Source organism: Paenibacillus hebaui (assembly GCF_051934385.1).
GTDB lineage: Bacteria > Bacillota > Bacilli > Paenibacillales > Paenibacillaceae > Paenibacillus.
The window spans coordinates 3,006,279-3,024,513 of the sequence record NZ_CP196836.1; the positions used below are offsets into that span (position 1 = coordinate 3,006,279).

Genomic DNA, 18,235 nt, shown 5'->3' on the forward strand with positions numbered 1-18,235 from the left:
TAAAGAAGGTGAGATTCATGGTGAGACAACGAGAATTTGATACAGATAAAGCACTTGATGCAGCGATGCAGATTTTCTGGAATAAAGGATTCGAAGCAGCATCTTTGACGGATCTGACGACAGGCATGGGTATTCAGCGCCCCAGTCTGTATGCAGCATTCGGAGACAAAAAGGGATTATTCGAAACGGCACTCCGCAGATACACAACGCTGCATGCAGCGCAAGTAAGATCCAGACTTCAACATGAATCTTCTGTAAGAACGGCTTTTCGTGGGCTGTTTGAGCATATTGGTGCAGAAGGTGATGTAACGCAGCCCCGCCATGGCTGTTTTTGCATCAATACGATGGTTGAACTGGCTCCGCATGATCCCAAATTCTCCCTTCTTACACGCGAGCATCAGATGTATCTGGCAGCCATCTTCAAAGAGACGATTGAGCGTGGGCAACAATCCGGTCAATTGTCCGGTGATTTGAATGCAAGTGCGCTCGCACAATCTCTTGTGGTATCGATGATCGGATTAACCGTGATGATGAAATCGGCACCGGATCGCTTGTTTGTGCAGCAGAGTATAGAAATTACGTTATCGTTGCTTGGGGAAGAGCAGTCTGAGCGTGATTGTCTGCGTTAATCGCAGCATGCAAAGGAAGAATTTTATTCTCAAGGAGAGTGGTCCTATGGAGCGTTATTTTCGTTGGCTCTACCTTGTGCCTGTTTACATCATCGGCGCGTTGGTAACGACATTCGGTGGGATGGGGATTATTGAGTTCAGTTTGATCATGTTTGGGTTACTTGTTTTCATGGTTATCGTGGGTTCCCTGGCAGAGAGTGATCAATCCAAATTGGATAATCTTTTTTGGAAATTACGTTCCTTGTTTCAAGTGGGGGTGGCGATCCTGATAACCGCGCTGCTTTTTAAACTATTTTAAGAGGCAAGCAAGAGGCGGGAACAAGCTCCAGCCTCTTTTTTTATGACGGAGGACATTGGGCAGGATGAGTCTAAGTTGATACAATATGAGTAACGTATGGGTATATAGGATTTAGAGAATATCAACAGAGTCTCATTGATTTACATATAGGTTGATTTTGAAGATGATAGCGCTATTATGCAGTTATATGGGGAGGGAAAAGAATGCAGCCGAAATTACGCTGTGCCATATTGGATGATTACCAGAACGTTTCCATGTCTTCAGCAGATTGGACTCCGATTCTGGATTGGGTTGAGGTACAGACGTTTAACAATTACATGGGATCAGAAGAAAAGGTAGTCCAGGAACTGCAGGATTTTGAAATTATCGTTTTGATGCGTGAACGTACCCCTTTTCCTGAATCCGTTATATCCAAATTGCCTCAGCTCAAGCTTCTGATTACAAGTGGCATGCGCAATGCTTCCATTGATCTCAAGGCTGCAGAAGAACGTGGAGTGATCGTTTGTGGTACAGAAGGCAGCTCTAATCCACCGATGGAACTCACATGGGCGCTCATTCTTGGCCTGTCCAGACATCTGGTGACCGAAAATAATGCATTACGTTCCAATCGAAACTGGCAGAGTACGGTTGGCATGGACCTGCATGGCAAAACGTTGGGCCTGCTTGGATTAGGCAAGATTGGCAGTAACATGGCACGGATTGCACAAGCCTTTGGCATGAAAGTGGTCGCCTGGAGCGAGAATTTGACACAAGAGAAGGCTGAGGAGAAGGGTGTCATCTGGGCTAGAACGAAGGAACAGCTGCTTGAACAAAGCGACATTGTATCCATTCACCTGGTATTGAGTGATCGTACCCGTAATCTGATTGGACAGGCTGATTTTCAACGTATGAAACGTACCGCTCTATTAATCAATACGTCACGTGCAGGTATTGTGGATCAAGGAGCGATGGTAGAAGCCTTAGAGAGTGGGTTAATCGCAGGGGCGGGTGTGGATGTATATGAACAGGAACCCCTTCCCGTAAATCATATGTTGCGAACCTTGCCCAATCTGCTGGCAACGCCTCATCTCGGTTATGTTACCCATGGAAACTATAAGATTTATTTCAATCATACCGTTGAGGATATTGAGATGTTCCTGAAGGGAACGCCTATTAGACAGTTATTGCCCAAAAATTAACTCGTTCCTGTGCAAATGTGAGCTGCAGTCTGCAAATTTTAAATACAAAAAAGGTGTTTCCCAGAACCAGCTCACGGGTCTGAGGAACACCTTTTTTTGCTGCGAAGCGATACGTATATTCTAGATTTCATCCATTTCCTCATATCCATCTTATGCGTGTGGATCTTGTGAAGAGGAACGAATCATGGCAACACTGGATTCGCGGACGATCAATCGTGGCTCAAATTGAATGTGCTCGTAATCGGAGGTATTCATCTCCCGTATCCGTTTCAACAGCAATTCTGTGGCAAGCCTGGCAACTTCTTCGCCCATAATGGAAACAGAGCTGATCTTTGGAGACGAAACGGTAGTCCATTGATTGTTATCCACACCTACAACGGCGACATCTTCGGGTACACGAATGCCCAGCTCCTTGAAGCGATTCACCAGTCCAATGGCTACCATATCATTAATCGCATATACTGCATCCGGCATATGGGTGAGCCCGTAGAAATAATCGGCAGCATTGGCGCCTGTATGAAGTGAAAAGTCCTCACCAAAGTACACCAAAGAGATATCCACATGGCCCACTGCCTGCTCGTAAGCCCGATAACGTTCTTCAATAATGTCTTTGGGGGCCCCGGCATATGCAATACGGGTTCGGCCAATCTTGATCAGATGTTCCATAACCAGTTTCCCTTCAGGCTTAGATAGAGAAACGATATCTGCTTTCATGCCGGGCTCAAGCTTTTTGCCGTAATTAATCATGGAAATGGGGAGTGGTGCCTTATCAATCAGGCTCGGCAATGTTTTGGGATAAGCCAAAGGCATGAAAATTAACCCATCTACGTGCAGTTTTTTGATATTACGAATCGTTTCCAATTCCGTCCTTGCATTACCCGCCGTATTAATCTGAACTACATGGTACCCGTGCTGTTTCGCCGTTTGCTCAACAGACCAGGAGATTTCGGGAATGATTGCATTGCGGATATCTGGTACAACAAGCGCGATCTGATGGGTCTGGCGTATTTTCAGACTCTGCGCAGAAGTATTGGGCACGAATCCCAACTCCTCAATGGCTTGCATGACTCTATCCCGCGTTTTACTGCTGATCCCTTCAGAATTGTTAATGGCTCGGGATACGGTAGCGATGCCTACACCCGCAAGTTCAGCCACGTCCTTGATCGTAACCTTCTGATCTTTATCCACGTTTATATAACCTCACTTAATCGGAAACGATTCCGAAATATTAGAATATGTATAAATGGAATGACTGTCCTCTAACTTGATTATAACATTTGAGCTAACAAGTATCCCGCAAACACCAACCAACCGATGCAAATATAAGTTGGGTTCAAATGAGATTTTCAAGAAATATCCAACTAAATCTATATAAATTGAACTATACATTTACACGATAACGGAGAAGACAGAAATAACTTGAAGAAGCGAAGCTAAAAGCTTTCTGAAAGAAAGTTGCATCGGAAGGATAAGCTTCGCCTTTATCCCCGGATTTCCCCCTTTAAAAAGGGAATCAAAAAATCTGGGGATAACAGCGATTGGAAGGTTGTTCTGTCATCGTAGTGGCAAGTGTAGATATTCTTTAGTTCAATTTATATAGCCAGTTGGCTAATTTAACTGCCGTAATAAGGATTTTTCTGTTGGCCGAGTAATCGTGTAAAAATCATAACTTCGACATATTTATAATGAAATACGTTTGACAGTCTATCTAAAATGTGACATATTTAATTTACGGAAACGTTTCCGATTATATCAAAAATTATGATCTGGGAGATGAAACGAATGAAATCATTGCGTTGGCATGGAGTAAAAGATTTGCGTCTCGAAAATATTGATGAACCCCGCCCTGAACAGGGGAAGGTAAAAATAAAAGTCGAGTGGTGCGGCATTTGTGGCAGTGACTTACATGAGTACACGGCCGGCCCGATCTTCATTCCAGCACAAGCACCGCATCCGCTAACAGGGGAAAAAGCGCCTGTCGTGATGGGACATGAATTTTCAGGACAAGTGGTTGAGGTAGGTGAAGGTGTAACGCGTTTTCAGGCAGGAGATCGTGTGGTTGTAGAACCCATCTATGCGTGCGGTCATTGCGAAGCCTGTAAGCAAGGGAGATATAATCTGTGCGATAAGATGGGCTTCCTGGGCTTGGCAGGCGGAGGTGGAGGCTTCTCCGAGTATGTGACGGCTGCGGAAAACATGGTACACTCCATCCCTGATTCCATTTCTTACGAGCAAGGAGCGTTGGTTGAACCTTCCGCTGTAGCTCTTCACGCGGTGCGTCAAAGCAAGCTGAAAGTGGGCGACACTGCGGCTGTTTTTGGAGCCGGTCCGATTGGTTTGCTCGTTATTGAAGCGCTGAAGGCTTCTGGTGCATCCGACATTTATGTGGTGGAGTTGTCTGAGGAGCGCAAAGCCAAAGCTGAAGAACTTGGCGCCATTGTTATTGACCCGATCCAGTTCAATGTTGTGGAAGAGATTCATGCGCGGACCCAGGGAGGCGTAAATGTTGCTTATGAAGTGACCGGTGTTCCACGTGTCCTGCAACAAGCCATTGATTCGACACGTATTGGCGGTGAATTGATGATCGTCAGCATTTTCGAACAGGAAGCACCGATTCACCCGAACTCCATTGTCATGAAAGAACGCACAGTCAATGGCATTATCGGTTACCGTGATGTGTTCCCGGCTGTTATTAGTCTGATGGATAAAGGGTTCTTCCCGGCAGACAAGCTGGTGACCAAACGAATTACTTTGGATGAAGTGGTAGAGCATGGATTTGAAGCGCTGCTGAAAGAGAAAAATCAGGTTAAGATTCTAGTAAAAGCAGAATAGGAAAAGAGTGGGTAGCGAAAAAAAGCAATATGTAACCGAGTTGAAGTTGCTATATATGCAGTAGGCAGCGGCAATGAGGTAATTATAAATAGACAACGTATCTTTCGATGCGATTGTCTATTTTTTTGTACAGATCGGGTGGGATTTGTTGCACGAAGTTGTAGTTTTACATAATCATCTGGCAAGTTGCTCAGAGTTAATCGCCTTGATATTCCTGTTAATTCTAATTAAGATCCAAGGAAGAGCAAACCGAAACAGCAGAGCGATCGTGCTGAAAGCTGGTGTAGGTTGCTCTGTTTTCTGTTTTGTGTATTGTGTATTGGAAGGCATAGTTAATGCCCCTACTCGAAAATTTGAAAATAAAATTCAGAAACTATAAAATAGAAAGGCAACAGTTCATAATCAACTTGCTGGATAACATCTATGCTATGTATACATGAACATGTTCCAAGAAGATGGACATGTAGGTTTCCAATTTATTAGTAAAGGAGCAATACCAAATGAACGTTCCTTCAGCTTTGTTTAAACCATTCACCTCAGACAAGCTTACACTGTCTAACCGAATTGTCATGGCTCCCATGACTCGTGGATTCTCACCAGAGGGAGTACCCGGATCGGATGTAGTTGAATACTATCGTCGCAGAGCAGCTGGAGGTGTGGGGCTGATCATAACGGAAGGAACCGGCATTAACCATCTGTCATCCGTTAGTGGCGCAACCATTCCGCTATTCCATGGCAAAGAGTCATTAGAAGGATGGGCCAATGTAGTCCAAGCTGTTCATGAAGCTGGCGGCAAAATTATGCCACAGTTGTGGCATGTGGGAACAGCCCGTCGTTCTGGCGATCTGCCTAATGCGGAAGCCAAGCCGGTAAGCCCATCGGGTGTTAGCATGGCAGGTGAAGCGGATAGAGAACCGTTGACAGAAGACGAGATCAAGGATCTGATTCAAGCTTATGCCCAAGCGGCGGCGGATGCACAGCGTATCGGTTTCGATGGTATTGAACTTCACGGGGCGCATGGCTACCTGATTGATCAATTCTTCTGGGAGCATACCAATCGCCGGACAGATAAATATGGTGGAGATCTGGTCCAACGAACCCGTTTTGCTGTAGAGATTATCGAAGCATGTCGTGCGGCTGTTGGCCCGGATTTTCCGATTATCCTTCGTTTCTCCCAATGGAAAATGGGTAACTATGAGGCGCGTCTGGTGGAAACACCAGAACAACTAGAGCAATTCCTTGCACCATTGACTGCTGCAGGCGTAGATATTTTCCACTGCTCGACACGCCGCTTCTGGTTGCCTGAATTTGAGGGCTCTGAGCTGAATCTTGCGGGTTGGACCCAGAAAATAAGTGGAAAACCAGCCATTTCTGTTGGTTCAGTAGGCCTGGAAGCTGAATTTGTGGACAGAGCAACGGAGAACCCAGGAACAGGGGATGCCCATCTGGATGAGCTGAACGAGAAGCTGGAGAGCAATGAGTTTGACTTGATCGCATTGGGACGTGTGCTGCTTAGTGATCCAGAATGGCCTGTCAAAGTTCGTGAAGGACGCCAGTCCGAGATCATTCCTTTTACAACAGAAGTGTTGAAAACACTGTATTAAAAGAATCCATCTAGAATTTCGAAAGAACAAACAACGATGGAAACAAAAAAATAAAACGAACCATTAGCCGCCGATAGGCGGCTTTCTCACCTCTCTATAATAATAATTTCAACATATGAAAAATTCACAATAGAAAACCGTTTTTCATCCCGCTGATACCCTATCCTATCTCCCTACAACGCACACGCACCAAGTTATAACAGCATTAGGTACCACACTCCAGCTTCAAAGGAAAGATATTTTTTTGCTTCTATATAAATTGAACTAAACATGTACACAAGAACGGAGAGGACAGAAATAACCTGAAGAAGCGGAGCTAAAAGCTTTCTGAAAGAAAGCTGCATCGGAAGCATAAGCTTCGCCTTTATCCCCGAACATCCCCATTTTGAAAATGAGGCAGCTTATGATAGTGTTATGCCTGAACCACATTTAACCTATAGTATTACATCACAACATCGCTTAAGGAGGAAGAATATCCTTGTACATCCATAGTCGTAATTCAAAAAATAAACAGATTCACTCTCTACTAATGCTATTCCTGTTATTGGGAACAATCCTGCTGTTATCCGCATGTGGGCAAACACAGAAACCCTCCTCATCGGCTGATTCGAACACAGGCTCCAACACAGAGCAAAATTCGACGGGGCAGAACGGCAGTAATACTGGAACAGAAACAAAACCGGATGCAGATGCTAGTGCAGACGAAAATGAGAATCAGAATGAAAATGAAAATGAAGAGAATAACTTTACAACGCCCGAGCAGAAAGATCCGCTGCAGGAACAGCTCGATCAGTTGTCTTTGAAGGAGAAGATCGGGCAGATGATACTTGCCGGAGTCCAGGGGACTGCGCTAGATGATCAAGCCAGACAGATGATCACGGATCAAAAGGTTGGAGGCATTATTTTCTATGCCAATAACGTAACGACGCTTCAAGGGACAGCCAAGTTTGTACAATCCATTAAGGATGCCAATCGTGCGAACCCCGTTCCCATCTTCATGAGTGTGGATCAGGAGGGTGGCAAAGTAAGTCGTATGCCAGAAATAGTGGAGTCCATTCCTTCTAATGGCCAAGTGGGTAAGGCGAAAGACGATGATTTGGCTGAAACGATGGGGGAATTACTGGCCCGGCAGGTTAAGCTTATTGGTTTTAATGTCGATTTTGCTCCGGTGTTGGATGTAAATAGTAATCCGAATAACCCGGTAATAGGAGATCGTTCATTTGGCAGTTCGGCAGAACTGGTGTCTCGTATGGGGATAGCAGAGATGAAAGGCTTGCGTAGCGAAGGTATTATTCCAGTGGTGAAGCATTTTCCCGGCCATGGCGATACATCGGTGGATTCCCATCTGGATCTGCCTGTGGTGAACAAAACAGAAAAACAGCTCGCTCAGCTTGAATGGATTCCATTCCAGGCGGCAGTGAAGGAACAAGTTGAGGCTGTTATGGTGGCCCATATTCTGTATCCGAAGCTTGATCCCGACCATCCGGCATCCTTGTCGGACGTTATCATTGGTCAGCATCTGCGTGGTAAATTCAAGTATGACGGTGTTGTCATCACGGATGATCTGAGCATGGGCGCAATTGCGAAAAATTACAAGCTGAGTGAAGCCGCTGTAGAAACGGTTCAGGCAGGAAGTGACATTCTGCTGGTGGCTCACAGTTATGAGAGTGCCAAGACGATTTTTGACACACTGATGAGTGCAGTGAAGTCGGGGAAGATTGCAGAAACTCGAATTGATGAAAGTGTGTATCGAATTCTGGCTTTGAAGCAGAAGTATAAGCTGTCTGATGAGAAGCAATCCGCTGAAGATTTGAAGCAACTGAACGCTGATATTCTGGATTGGCGCAAGCAGGTCAATGCCCGATAGCACAACCTGTGTTATGATTTTGGCAAGAAAAAGTGTATTCCATGATTATAGGTGAGAGGGAGAGGGGGGGCCTTGATGCATACGATCATGATCATAGAAGATGATCCGAAGATTGCCGGACTGCTGAAATCCCATATCGAACGATATGGCGACAAGGCTGTTACGGTTGAAAATTTTGAGCAGGTTGTTCAGCAGTTTGAGCAGCTGCAGCCTCATGTTGTCCTACTGGACATCAACTTGCCAAGTTACGACGGATTCTATTGGTGCCGACAGATTCGTTTGATATCCACGTGTCCAATCATTTTCATCTCAGCTCGGAGCGGGAAGATGGATCAGGTAATGGCACTTGAGAACGGTGCCGACGATTACATTACCAAGCCATTTGAACACGAAATTGTGATGGCCAAAATTCGGAGCCAGCTGCGCCGGGTGTATGGAGATTACGCTACACGTCATGAAGAACGTAAGGTGGAACTGGATGGACTGACAGTCTATCTGGAAAGACTGGAGATGCAGCTGTATGACCGCAAGGTGCAACTGACGAAGAAAGAAACCATTTTACTGGAAACGTTGCTGCGCCGCAGTCCTAAGCTGGTCAGCCGGGAAACCATTCTGGAGAAGCTGTGGGATGACTCCTTTGTGGATGATAACACACTCAGCGTGAATGTAACCCGAGTACGCAAACGATTGACCGAGCTAGGAATTACGGACGCACTCGAAACTGTACGGGGTTCAGGGTACCGAATCAATAGCAATTGGAAGGTTTCTTCGCATCTATGAAGTTATTTATCAGGGAACATATGGTGTTAACCTGTTGGGTATTCGTGATGTTACTCATCGTTGTCGCGGTGTTCTGGAACGATGGGTATGATCATTGGTTAACAGCAACGTATGCTGTTTGTCTGGGTTTGATCCTGTATATCGGTTATTTGATATACCGTTATCTGTCCCATCGTAACTATTATTCTCGAATGTCTCAACCCATGAATTCACTCAAAGAATTCGTTCCATTGAATGAGTTAGCTCCCTTGCCGCAGGCTTTGGAAAGATTGTTGGACTCGCAATACAGACATTATCATGCGCATTTGCATCGTTTGGAGAAGCGGCAGCAGGAATACCTCACGTTTATGAATCAATGGGTTCATCAGATGAAAACACCGTTGTCTGTCATTGAACTAACGGTTCAGGACCAGGAGGATGAAGACCCTCGTTTCATCAGCATTCGTGAAGAAGCGGATCAGATGAGACGTGGGCTGGAAACCGTGTTGTACGTAGCGAGACTGGAGACGTTTGAACAGGATTTCAGTGTGGAGCCTGTGTCGCTCAAAGCCAGTGGAGAAGAAGCCATCCATGAACTGAAACGTTTCTTTATTCGCAACCACGTCTATCCTGAGATGCAGATTGACCCAGCATTAACAGTGCAGTCAGATGCCAAATGGATTCGATTTGTGCTCGTGCAATTGCTGTCCAATGCCATCAAGTACTCTTCTGGTAGCGGTCAAAAGGTATACATACAATCCCGCGAATCCGGACGTACGATCGTACTTGAAGTGAGAGATCAGGGTGTTGGTATTCCTAAATCGGATCTCAGCAGAGTGTACCAGCCGTTCTTCACTGGAGAGAATGGACGACACTTTAAGGAATCGACAGGCATGGGATTGTATATTGTGAAGGAAGTACTGACACGAATGAACCACAAGATTAATCTGGAGTCGGTTCAGGGCGAAGGAACGACGGTTCAAATTACGTTTGATACGTGAAGCTGATTGTAAGTATTGTGCTGCGAATGAGAAGACGTCTGGTTCCCTTAGAGGATCGGCGTCTTTTTTTGGTGGAGCGTAACCTTACAAAAATGTCATGGAGATGAAAGGTTAAACCATAGGAGAATGACCGAAACTTCGATAGACTGAAGTCAGAGGTTACAGGCAACACCTGAACTCAAAAAGTGGTAATGAGTTCACCAATTGATCCAATCGAGTATTGATCCTAAATTGAACTAGAAGGAGTTTACGCCCTATGGAGATCTGTTCAGTACAACAGATTAGCAAAATTTATAAAGGCATTGTGTCTTATGAAGCGTTATCGGGAATTGACCTTAGTATTCAGGAAGGTGAATTTGTTGGCATTATGGGACCATCAGGCAGCGGCAAAACCACGTTGCTTAACATGATCTCAACCATTGATCATCCAACCTCTGGAGAACTGCGTATTGCCGGAAAAAATCCGTTTGAACTGAATCATGATGAACTGGCTTTGTTCAGACGCCGGGAACTGGGATTTGTTTTTCAATCCTTCAATCTGTTGAATACACTGACGGTGAAGGAAAACATTGTATTGCCGCTCACACTGGATGGAGTGTCCCTTCACGAGATGAACGAGCGTGTTGAACGACTCGCAGAGAAACTGGGTATTTCAGCTATCCTGAACAAACGAACGTATGAAATCTCGGGGGGTCAGGCCCAGCGTACGGCAATTGCTAGAGCACTTATACATGCTCCGAAGCTGGTACTGGCGGACGAGCCGACAGGAAACCTTGATTCGAAGGCAGCCCGCGATGTCATGGAGATATTGGAAAGTCGCAATCAGGAGGATCGGGCTACGATGCTGCTGGTCACCCATGATGCCGTTGCGGCAAGCTACTGTAGTCGGGTTGTATTTATCAAGGACGGCAAACTGTACAATGAAATACACTACGGCGATAATCGGGCGACTTTCTACCAGAAGATTATCAATGTCTTATCTCTAATGGGAGGGTCAGGACATGAATTTTCGCCAGTTCGCCATTAATAATGTCGTTCGGAACAAACGCATATATCTGGCGCATTTTCTGAGCAGTACGTTCTCGGTCATGATCTTTTTCACCTATGCACTGCTTTTATTTCATCCAGATCTGAAAGATGGCCTGAAAGGATCAAGCAGGACCGTGACCTTACTCGCGAACCAGGGTTTTGTGATTGCAGAAGTCATTATATTTATCTTTTCATTTCTATTTTTGCTCTATTCCGTCGGTTCATTTTTGAAGACACGCAAGAAGGAATTTGGTATTTTCCTCATCATCGGCATGACCCGTAAACAGATGAATCGGCTATTGTTTATGGAAAACATGTGTATCGGACTTGCCGCGATCATCGTCGGTATTGGTTTGGGGATCGTTTTCGGTAAGTTGATTCTGCTGATCTGTGGTTCCATGCTGGCTGTGGAGAACAGCCTTCGATTCTATTTTCCTCTGAAGGGTATTGCGCTTACGGCTGGGGCATTTCTTCTGCTGTTTGTTGTCATTGCGATGTCTTCTTCATTACTGATACGCAAAGGTTCATTGATTGATCTTGTGAAGTCGGAGGAAAAACCGAAACCGGAGCCGAAGGCTTCACGTTTCCTGAGCTTATTGTCGATTGTGCTCATCGCGGGCGGTTACGCAGGGGTGTTCAGCTTTGTATGGGTGACATTTTCGTTCCCACTCTTATTTGGAAGTGTCGTTTTCGTCATTGCGGGCACGTATCTGCTATTTACCCAGCTTAGTGTATATGCCATTCGGGCACTCAAAAACAACCGCCGTTTGTTTTTCCGCAAAACGAATTTGCTGTTTCTCTCCGAACTTACCTATCGAATGAAAGATAATGCGATCATGTTTTTTATGGTGAGTGTAATCTCAGCCTCTGCCTTTACGGGGATTGGTACCATGCTGGCGATCGCTGATCCAGGATTGTCATCCATGACGAATCCATATGCATTCAGCTACCAAAATTCTTGGAATACACCTTCGTCAGAACGCCACATCCAACAGATCGAAGAAACGCTTATTGAACATGAAGTCCCGTATCAAAAAGGGAGTTATAAACCGCTGTATGATAACAATGGTGGGTATATCATCAAACTGAGTGAGTACAATCATCTATCCAAGGCGCTGGGTTATGGTGAGCGTTCCCTGGAAACGGACAATGACTCGTTTAGGACCCCGAGTAACCTTTCAAGTCGTAAAGAACTGCGTGCTCTAGCGGAACGGGGTGTACCCGAACAAACAACGATCGATATAATGGTTGGGGAGAACCATCGGGAACAGATTAATCTAACTCTACCCGAAACAGAGATTGTTATTCCACTGGAAAACAAAACGGACATTTATGTGGTTTCCAATGCGTTTTACGATAAGCTGAACAAGGTAGCATTTGAGGGTGAAGATTTCTATTCCAATAAAATAACCCTGTTTGTTGTTGCGGATTGGATGGGTACACGCAGCTTTGCGCCTAATCTGATTAACTCTATCCAGAGTGAGGAGATGACTGAAGGGTACTTTACGGTCAACTCTCTCGTCGTGGACTGGCTGAATTCCAAGCAAACCAACGGTATTATTCTCATTCTAAGCGGATTGATTGGCATTGTCTTTTTCACCTTTGCGGCAAGTTTTACCTACTTCCGTTTGTATGCCGATCTGGAGCGTGATGAACAACAATATCGCATGATTGGCAAAATGGGATTGAGTCGTCCGGAGCTTCGCAAAATTGTAACCCGGCAGCTCTTGCTGATGTTTTTCCTGCCCATTGCCTTGGCCATTATTCACAGTTCCGTAGCATTTGTCGCACTGCAACAATTGGTCGATTTTTCGGTGATCGGCTATACGTTGAGAATTTTCCTGGTATTTGCATTGATGCAGGTTCTCTATTTCCTGCTTGTACGCTGGCGTTATCTGCGGAATATGTATACGAAATTGATCTAGGGCAGCGCCGATGTGACGGTATAATTAGACGTTGAATTTATGAAATGGTGCTCATTTTGCATTGTGTTAGAGCCCTGGCCTCATGCCTGGGCTTTTTATTTAGGTTATCTTTAGAAATGGTTTAGGTTGAATTAAGAGACGTAGTATATAGTAGTAAGGTAAACTACATGTGAGCTACGAAGCGGAGTTTAGGGATTCAAAGAAATCTGGGGATAACAGCGATCGGAAGATAGTTCTGTCATTGGAGTGCCAGTGTAAATATTCATTAGTCGAACTTATATAGAATTTAGTAGAACCTGAACTTAGTAGAACCTGAACTTAGTAGAACCCGAACTTAGTAGAATAGGAAATGAGAGGAATCGCATGAGATACACCGTACTAATTGCAGATGACGAACCGGAAATTGTGGAACTGCTCCAGCTGTATCTGGAAAAGGACTATAACATCATGACTGCGGAAAATGGAGCAGAAGCGTTGCAGTGCATTCGTTCAACACACGTCGATCTGGTCATACTTGATATTATGATGCCGGTCATGGATGGATTGCAGCTGATCAAACAAATCAGGTCCACACATCATATGCCTGTTCTGTTCTTATCAGCCAAAAGCCAGGATCACGATAAAATTCTTGGACTTGGACTCGGGGCGGATGATTATATCTCCAAACCATTTAATCCGCTCGAAATCGTTGCCAGAGTCGAGGCCTTGCTCAGAAGAGTCAATCAATTCGATGCGCCAGAGGTACCCACACCCCAAGAGCAGAATCTTGTTCTGGGTGAACTTATGCTGGACCGCTCCCAATGTATCCTTTTTCGCTCGGGGAAGCCTGTGATGTTGACCTCCACAGAGTATAAAATATTGGAATTGTTGCTGGGACAGCCTGGCCGAGTATTCACCCGCAAAAAAATATACGAGGCCGTCTGGGGTGATTATTATGCGCACGAGGACAGCACCATTATGGTACATATCAGCAACATTCGGGAGAAAATCGAGCGTGACTCCAGGCAACCGGAATATCTAAAAACGATAAGGGGACTGGGATACAAAATTGAAGCGCCCATGGAAAGCTAGAGAAAAGCGAATGCTGCAAACGTCCCTGACACTGGACTTTTTGCTGTTCAACTTCTTTTTATTGCTGCTTGTACTCATTGTGTATCTAATCATCTCTCTGGATGTGGTCGATTTCCGCATTTCAGATCAAGTGGTTGATCCCGATCTCAATGTTGAAGCCCATGTGTATGTGGCGGAATTGAAGAATGAATGGTACGCCGGTGACAACCAGGCCAAAGATACGGAAATTCAGCGTCTCAAGGACAGCGGCGGCTGGATTGAGCTTCTGGATGTGGATCGCAAGGTGATCCGTTATGTCGGAGACAAACAGGATACGTTCACTCAATATAGCGAATCTGAAATGTATGCGGGACTGGAGAACCGTAGGGATCAGCCTTATTACTACTCCATCACTCCGTTTTCTTCAGAGGGAGATGCTGGCTATGTTTTGCTGAAGATCCCGCGTGATCTGGTCAGCGTGCGAATGAATGATAATCAATTGATAACCAATTTGAAGCATCCGTTATCATTTTATATTATGATCGGTATTGGGCTGGTCTTGCTGTTGATCTTTGTATATAGTTACTGGGTCGCCCGGCGCATCAAAAAGCCGCTGAGTATTCTGTCCCTCGGTCTGACTCAGATGATTCAAGGAAATTACAGTACCCGCATGTCGATCTCGGCTGAGAAGGAGTTTGTCCAGATTGGCGAGACCTTTAATTATATGGCGGACGTCATTGAGAACACATCTGCGGAGAAACGTTATGCCGAAGAGAGCAAGCAGCGACTGATTGTGGATCTATCGCATGATCTGAAGACACCTATAACCTCCATTCAGGGATACGCTCAGGCGCTAGTGGAAGGACGAGGGGAAGACAAAGATAGACAACAGCGGTATCTCGGATATATCTACAACAAGTCCGTGCAGGTCGCTCGCATGATTCAAAATATGCTGGAGTTGCTCAAAGTGGATTCTCCGGATTTTAACATGCATATTGAACAAAGGGAAATCGGCGAATTTGTGCGCGAGATCATGGCTGATACGTATGGGGAGATTGAGCAGAAACAATTTGTCCTGCATGTGCTTGTTCCAGATCAGGAGATCTATGCAAGATATGATCCGGAGCTATTGTCCAGGGTTATTCAAAATCTGATTACCAATGCGTTATCATACAACCCGCGTGGAACCGAACTGCGCGTGGAACTGATTCCGCTGGATACCCATGTGGTTATTGAGGTGGCAGATACCGGAGTAGGGATACCCCAGGAATTGTGGGCGACCATCTTTGACCCATTTGTGCGTGGAGATGAAGCGCGGACAGCAACCGGAGGCACCGGACTGGGACTCGCAATCGCACAACGGAATACGGAGAAAATGGGGGGCCGTTTGATTCTGTCCCAGCGTGGGCGAGAAACAACCGTGTTCACCATTCAAATTCCGAGCTAACTATCCGACAATAGATGTAGATTGAGTCATTGTAAATCAAATATAAGATAAGGCCATGTGGAGGGGAACTATTTGTTTAAAGGAAATTCGTTTGTCCGGTTCAGCATTGCGCTGGCGCTGGTATTGGTTAATATCTATTTATTATCACGCGTCAGCTTCATCTTTCAGCCGTTCGTGACTATGCTTACGGTCATTACCGTGCCGATGATGCTTTCCGTATTCTTGTATTATCTGTTACGACCGCTTGTGAATTACATGGAAAAAAAGAAGCTGAATCGAACGCTTAGCATTTTGCTGATCTATTTGGTGTTTGCCATTCTGTGTGTCCTGTTCATCATCGGGCTATGGCCATCCTTGCGTGAACAGCTGGTTAATCTGGTCGATAATGCACCGGATCTGATCAATTCACTGAGTGTACAGTTGAAAGAACTGGAACAGAACGGAGCCATTCAGGCTTTGTTCCCTGAAGGGTCAACCCCTTTTTCTCAAATTACGGATTATATTAACAAAGGTTTTACTTTTGTGACCAACTATGTAAGTGGATTTGTCTCGCTCATTTCCAGTTTTGCGATTATCCTGTTCACCTTCCCCATTATTCTGTTCTACATGCTGAAACAGGGTGAGAAATTTGGTCGTAAACTGATGCATATTGCGCCGAAACGCTTCCAAATAGACAGCCGTGGAGCGGTGCTTGAGATTGATCAGGCACTAAGTGGATTTATTGTGGGAAGAGTGTTGGTCAACCTGGCATTGGGCGTACTGATGTATATCGGGTTCCTCATCATTGGTCTGCCTTATGCACTGCTGCTGACTGTCGTTGCCGTGATTATGAACTTTGTACCGTTTATCGGTGCGATTGTGTCCTCGGTGCCCATTGTCATTATGGGTCTGGTGGTGTCTCCTTCCGTTGCGATCTGGTCTCTGGTCATTATTCTGGTGGCCCAACAGATTCAGGACAATCTGGTTGCGCCGTATGTATTCGGCAAAAAGCTTGATATTCACCCGCTGACAACCATCATATTGGTGTTGGGTGCAGGGGATATCGGTGGAATTATTGCCATTCTGATTATTATCCCTGTCTATATGATTGTTAAGATTATCTTGGTTAGAATTTATCAAATGTTCTTCAAGGACAAGTGGCAGAATGCTTAACTTAACAATGGAATGGACTTTTGAATTTATTACATTATGATAAGGAGTGAAAAACATGTCTGAAATCATCCCAAAACCATACAATGAACCTGAATATATTGAACCTCAATCTATTCAAATAGGCACCATTCATATTTCCAACGATGTGTTATCCAAGATTGTCGGCATGGCAGCCCAGGCTACGAGGGGGATATCCTCCATGTCCGTTGGTCTTACCGAAGGGATTGCCAAGAGCATCAGCGGTAAAAGCCTGCAAAAAGGGATCGACGTGCACATCAAAGACGACCAGGCATCCATCCAACTGCGCATTAATGTTCAATATGGCAGTAAAATGCATGAAGTTTGCCGGGAACTTCAATATAATGTGCGGCAAGCTGTGGAACAATTAGCGGGCATTATGGTGAATGAAATCAAAGTGCATGTGGTAGGCGTGACCATGCAGGAGCAGGTATAGTGAATTAGTTAAAAACTCAGTTTGAAGTCGTTCGTCATATCGTATGTAAACTACAATAAACAGCACGTTCCCATTAACAGCTTACTTGGGAACGTGCTGTTTTGTGTTTGCGGTAATGTGTGGGAGCTTCGCCCATCACTTTTTTGAACATTTTTGAAAAAAGTAACTGATCTGCATACCCAACGGAACGTGAGATATCTCCAATGGTCAAGCCAGGGTCGAGAGTCAGTTCGGCCGCCCTTCGCATCCGGTAATGGACTAAATACGACTGAATGCTGCTTCCCATCTGATCCTTGAAGAGAGAGCACAGGTAACTGCGCTGAAGCCCGACATGGGACGCGATGGCTTGAACGGTGATGGCATTGGCATAGTTCATTTCGATAAAATCCATCACCTGTGTCACGTAGTTTTCTTTCGAATAGTCCTGCACCAGAGGCAAGTTCTCCTGGTTAGCATGATCGATCAGAATGGAGAAAAACTGATATAACCATCCGGTCATACTGATCTCCCAGCCCTTATGGGTATTACGGGAGTTGATCATTCGGTGCAGGCAGGATCGCATCTCATCATCCTCATTGCCCAGTTCAAAGATCGGGTGATGCTCAGATAGATAAGCTTGTTGTAGAAAGGAAGGACTATTGCTGCCTTGAAAAGCAACCCAGCTATATTCCCACGGATCGTCCTGATCCGCTTCGTAATGAACGACTGAATGCGGTACGATCAGAAATCCTTGGCCTTTGTGCAGTTGAACCTTCTTACCTCCGACTTCAAAAGTGCCTTTGCCATTTAAAATATAATGGATCTTGTAATAGTCTCTCATGGCGGGGCCGAAGTGATGACCTGGTGTACAAGCTTCCGTACCATAATGAAGGAGCTGAAGCTCCTGAAAATGATTGTTTTTGAACATATACGTAATCAAGGCTATTCACTCCTGTAATGATTTTGTTTCATCTTGCATTTTAACATACATAATCGTAAAAGGAATCGTTAGATGAATAGATAGTTATTGG

At 45.1% G+C, this 18,235-nt stretch carries 16 protein-coding genes; 14 read left to right on the forward strand and 2 right to left on the reverse strand.

Annotation, left to right across the window (positions count from 1 at the left end):
- Nucleotides 1-17 precede the first annotated feature (17 nt).
- The 3 genes from ACR32F_RS13420 to ACR32F_RS13430 all read left to right on the forward strand — a co-directional run bounded on the left by ACR32F_RS13420 (nt 18) and on the right by ACR32F_RS13430 (nt 2,105).
- Nucleotides 18-629, forward strand: a complete 612-nt coding sequence (locus ACR32F_RS13420) for a TetR/AcrR family transcriptional regulator (RefSeq protein WP_440119160.1) — start codon at nt 18-20, stop codon at nt 627-629.
- Between the two features lie 46 nt (nt 630-675).
- Nucleotides 676-927, forward strand: coding sequence for a hypothetical protein (locus ACR32F_RS13425; protein ID WP_440119161.1), 252 nt, complete (start codon nt 676-678; stop codon nt 925-927).
- A 203-nt stretch (nt 928-1,130) separates the two neighbouring features.
- Entirely contained in the window at nt 1,131-2,105 is a 975-nt protein-coding gene (locus ACR32F_RS13430; protein WP_440119162.1) for a D-2-hydroxyacid dehydrogenase family protein, read from the forward strand.
- Nucleotides 2,106-2,255: 150 nt separating this feature from the next.
- On the opposite strand, the gene ACR32F_RS13435 is transcribed toward ACR32F_RS13430, so the two are convergent.
- On the reverse strand, nt 2,256-3,293 hold the full coding sequence (locus ACR32F_RS13435; RefSeq protein ID WP_440119163.1) for a LacI family DNA-binding transcriptional regulator: 1,038 nt from the start codon (nt 3,291-3,293) through the stop codon (nt 2,256-2,258).
- Nucleotides 3,294-3,887: 594 nt separating this feature from the next.
- Between ACR32F_RS13435 and ACR32F_RS13440 the strand changes: the two genes are divergently transcribed.
- The 11 genes from ACR32F_RS13440 (at nt 3,888) to ACR32F_RS13490 (ending at nt 17,225) form a co-directional block, all read left to right on the forward strand.
- Complete coding sequence (locus ACR32F_RS13440; protein ID WP_440119164.1) at nt 3,888-4,937, forward strand: 2,3-butanediol dehydrogenase; 1,050 nt, start codon at nt 3,888-3,890, stop codon at nt 4,935-4,937.
- Between the two features lie 500 nt (nt 4,938-5,437).
- Nucleotides 5,438-6,541 (forward strand): NADH:flavin oxidoreductase, encoded by a 1,104-nt coding sequence (locus ACR32F_RS13445; protein WP_440119165.1) that lies wholly within the window; start codon nt 5,438-5,440, stop codon nt 6,539-6,541.
- Nucleotides 6,542-7,019: 478 nt separating this feature from the next.
- Nucleotides 7,020-8,408 (forward strand): beta-N-acetylhexosaminidase, encoded by a 1,389-nt coding sequence (gene nagZ, locus ACR32F_RS13450; RefSeq protein WP_440119166.1) that lies wholly within the window; start codon nt 7,020-7,022, stop codon nt 8,406-8,408.
- A 75-nt stretch (nt 8,409-8,483) separates the two neighbouring features.
- Nucleotides 8,484-9,188: a response regulator gene (locus tag ACR32F_RS13455; protein WP_440119167.1), complete on the forward strand. Its 705-nt coding sequence runs from the start codon at nt 8,484-8,486 to the stop codon at nt 9,186-9,188.
- Nucleotides 9,185-10,168 (forward strand): sensor histidine kinase, encoded by a 984-nt coding sequence (locus tag ACR32F_RS13460; RefSeq protein ID WP_440119168.1) that lies wholly within the window; start codon nt 9,185-9,187, stop codon nt 10,166-10,168. The genes ACR32F_RS13455 and ACR32F_RS13460 overlap by 4 nt, the downstream gene beginning before the upstream one ends.
- A 256-nt stretch (nt 10,169-10,424) precedes the next feature.
- Nucleotides 10,425-11,195: an ABC transporter ATP-binding protein gene (locus ACR32F_RS13465; protein WP_440119170.1), complete on the forward strand. Its 771-nt coding sequence runs from the start codon at nt 10,425-10,427 to the stop codon at nt 11,193-11,195.
- Nucleotides 11,170-13,122, forward strand: coding sequence for an ABC transporter permease (locus ACR32F_RS13470; protein WP_440119172.1), 1,953 nt, complete (start codon nt 11,170-11,172; stop codon nt 13,120-13,122). The genes ACR32F_RS13465 and ACR32F_RS13470 overlap by 26 nt, the downstream gene beginning before the upstream one ends.
- Before the next feature lie 363 nt (nt 13,123-13,485).
- Nucleotides 13,486-14,193, forward strand: coding sequence for a response regulator transcription factor (locus tag ACR32F_RS13475; protein ID WP_440119173.1), 708 nt, complete (start codon nt 13,486-13,488; stop codon nt 14,191-14,193).
- Between the two features lie 10 nt (nt 14,194-14,203).
- Nucleotides 14,204-15,619, forward strand: coding sequence for a sensor histidine kinase (locus ACR32F_RS13480; protein WP_440119174.1), 1,416 nt, complete (start codon nt 14,204-14,206; stop codon nt 15,617-15,619).
- 72 nt (nt 15,620-15,691) lie between these two features.
- Nucleotides 15,692-16,771, forward strand: coding sequence for an AI-2E family transporter (locus ACR32F_RS13485; protein WP_440119175.1), 1,080 nt, complete (start codon nt 15,692-15,694; stop codon nt 16,769-16,771).
- Nucleotides 16,772-16,826: 55 nt separating this feature from the next.
- Nucleotides 16,827-17,225 (forward strand): Asp23/Gls24 family envelope stress response protein, encoded by a 399-nt coding sequence (locus tag ACR32F_RS13490; RefSeq protein WP_440119177.1) that lies wholly within the window; start codon nt 16,827-16,829, stop codon nt 17,223-17,225.
- A gap of 73 nt (nt 17,226-17,298) precedes the next feature.
- Here the strand turns inward: ACR32F_RS13490 and ACR32F_RS13495 are convergent, their stop codons facing one another.
- On the reverse strand, nt 17,299-18,144 hold the full coding sequence (locus ACR32F_RS13495) for an AraC family transcriptional regulator (RefSeq protein ID WP_440119178.1): 846 nt from the start codon (nt 18,142-18,144) through the stop codon (nt 17,299-17,301).
- Nucleotides 18,145-18,235: the final 91 nt, after the last annotated feature.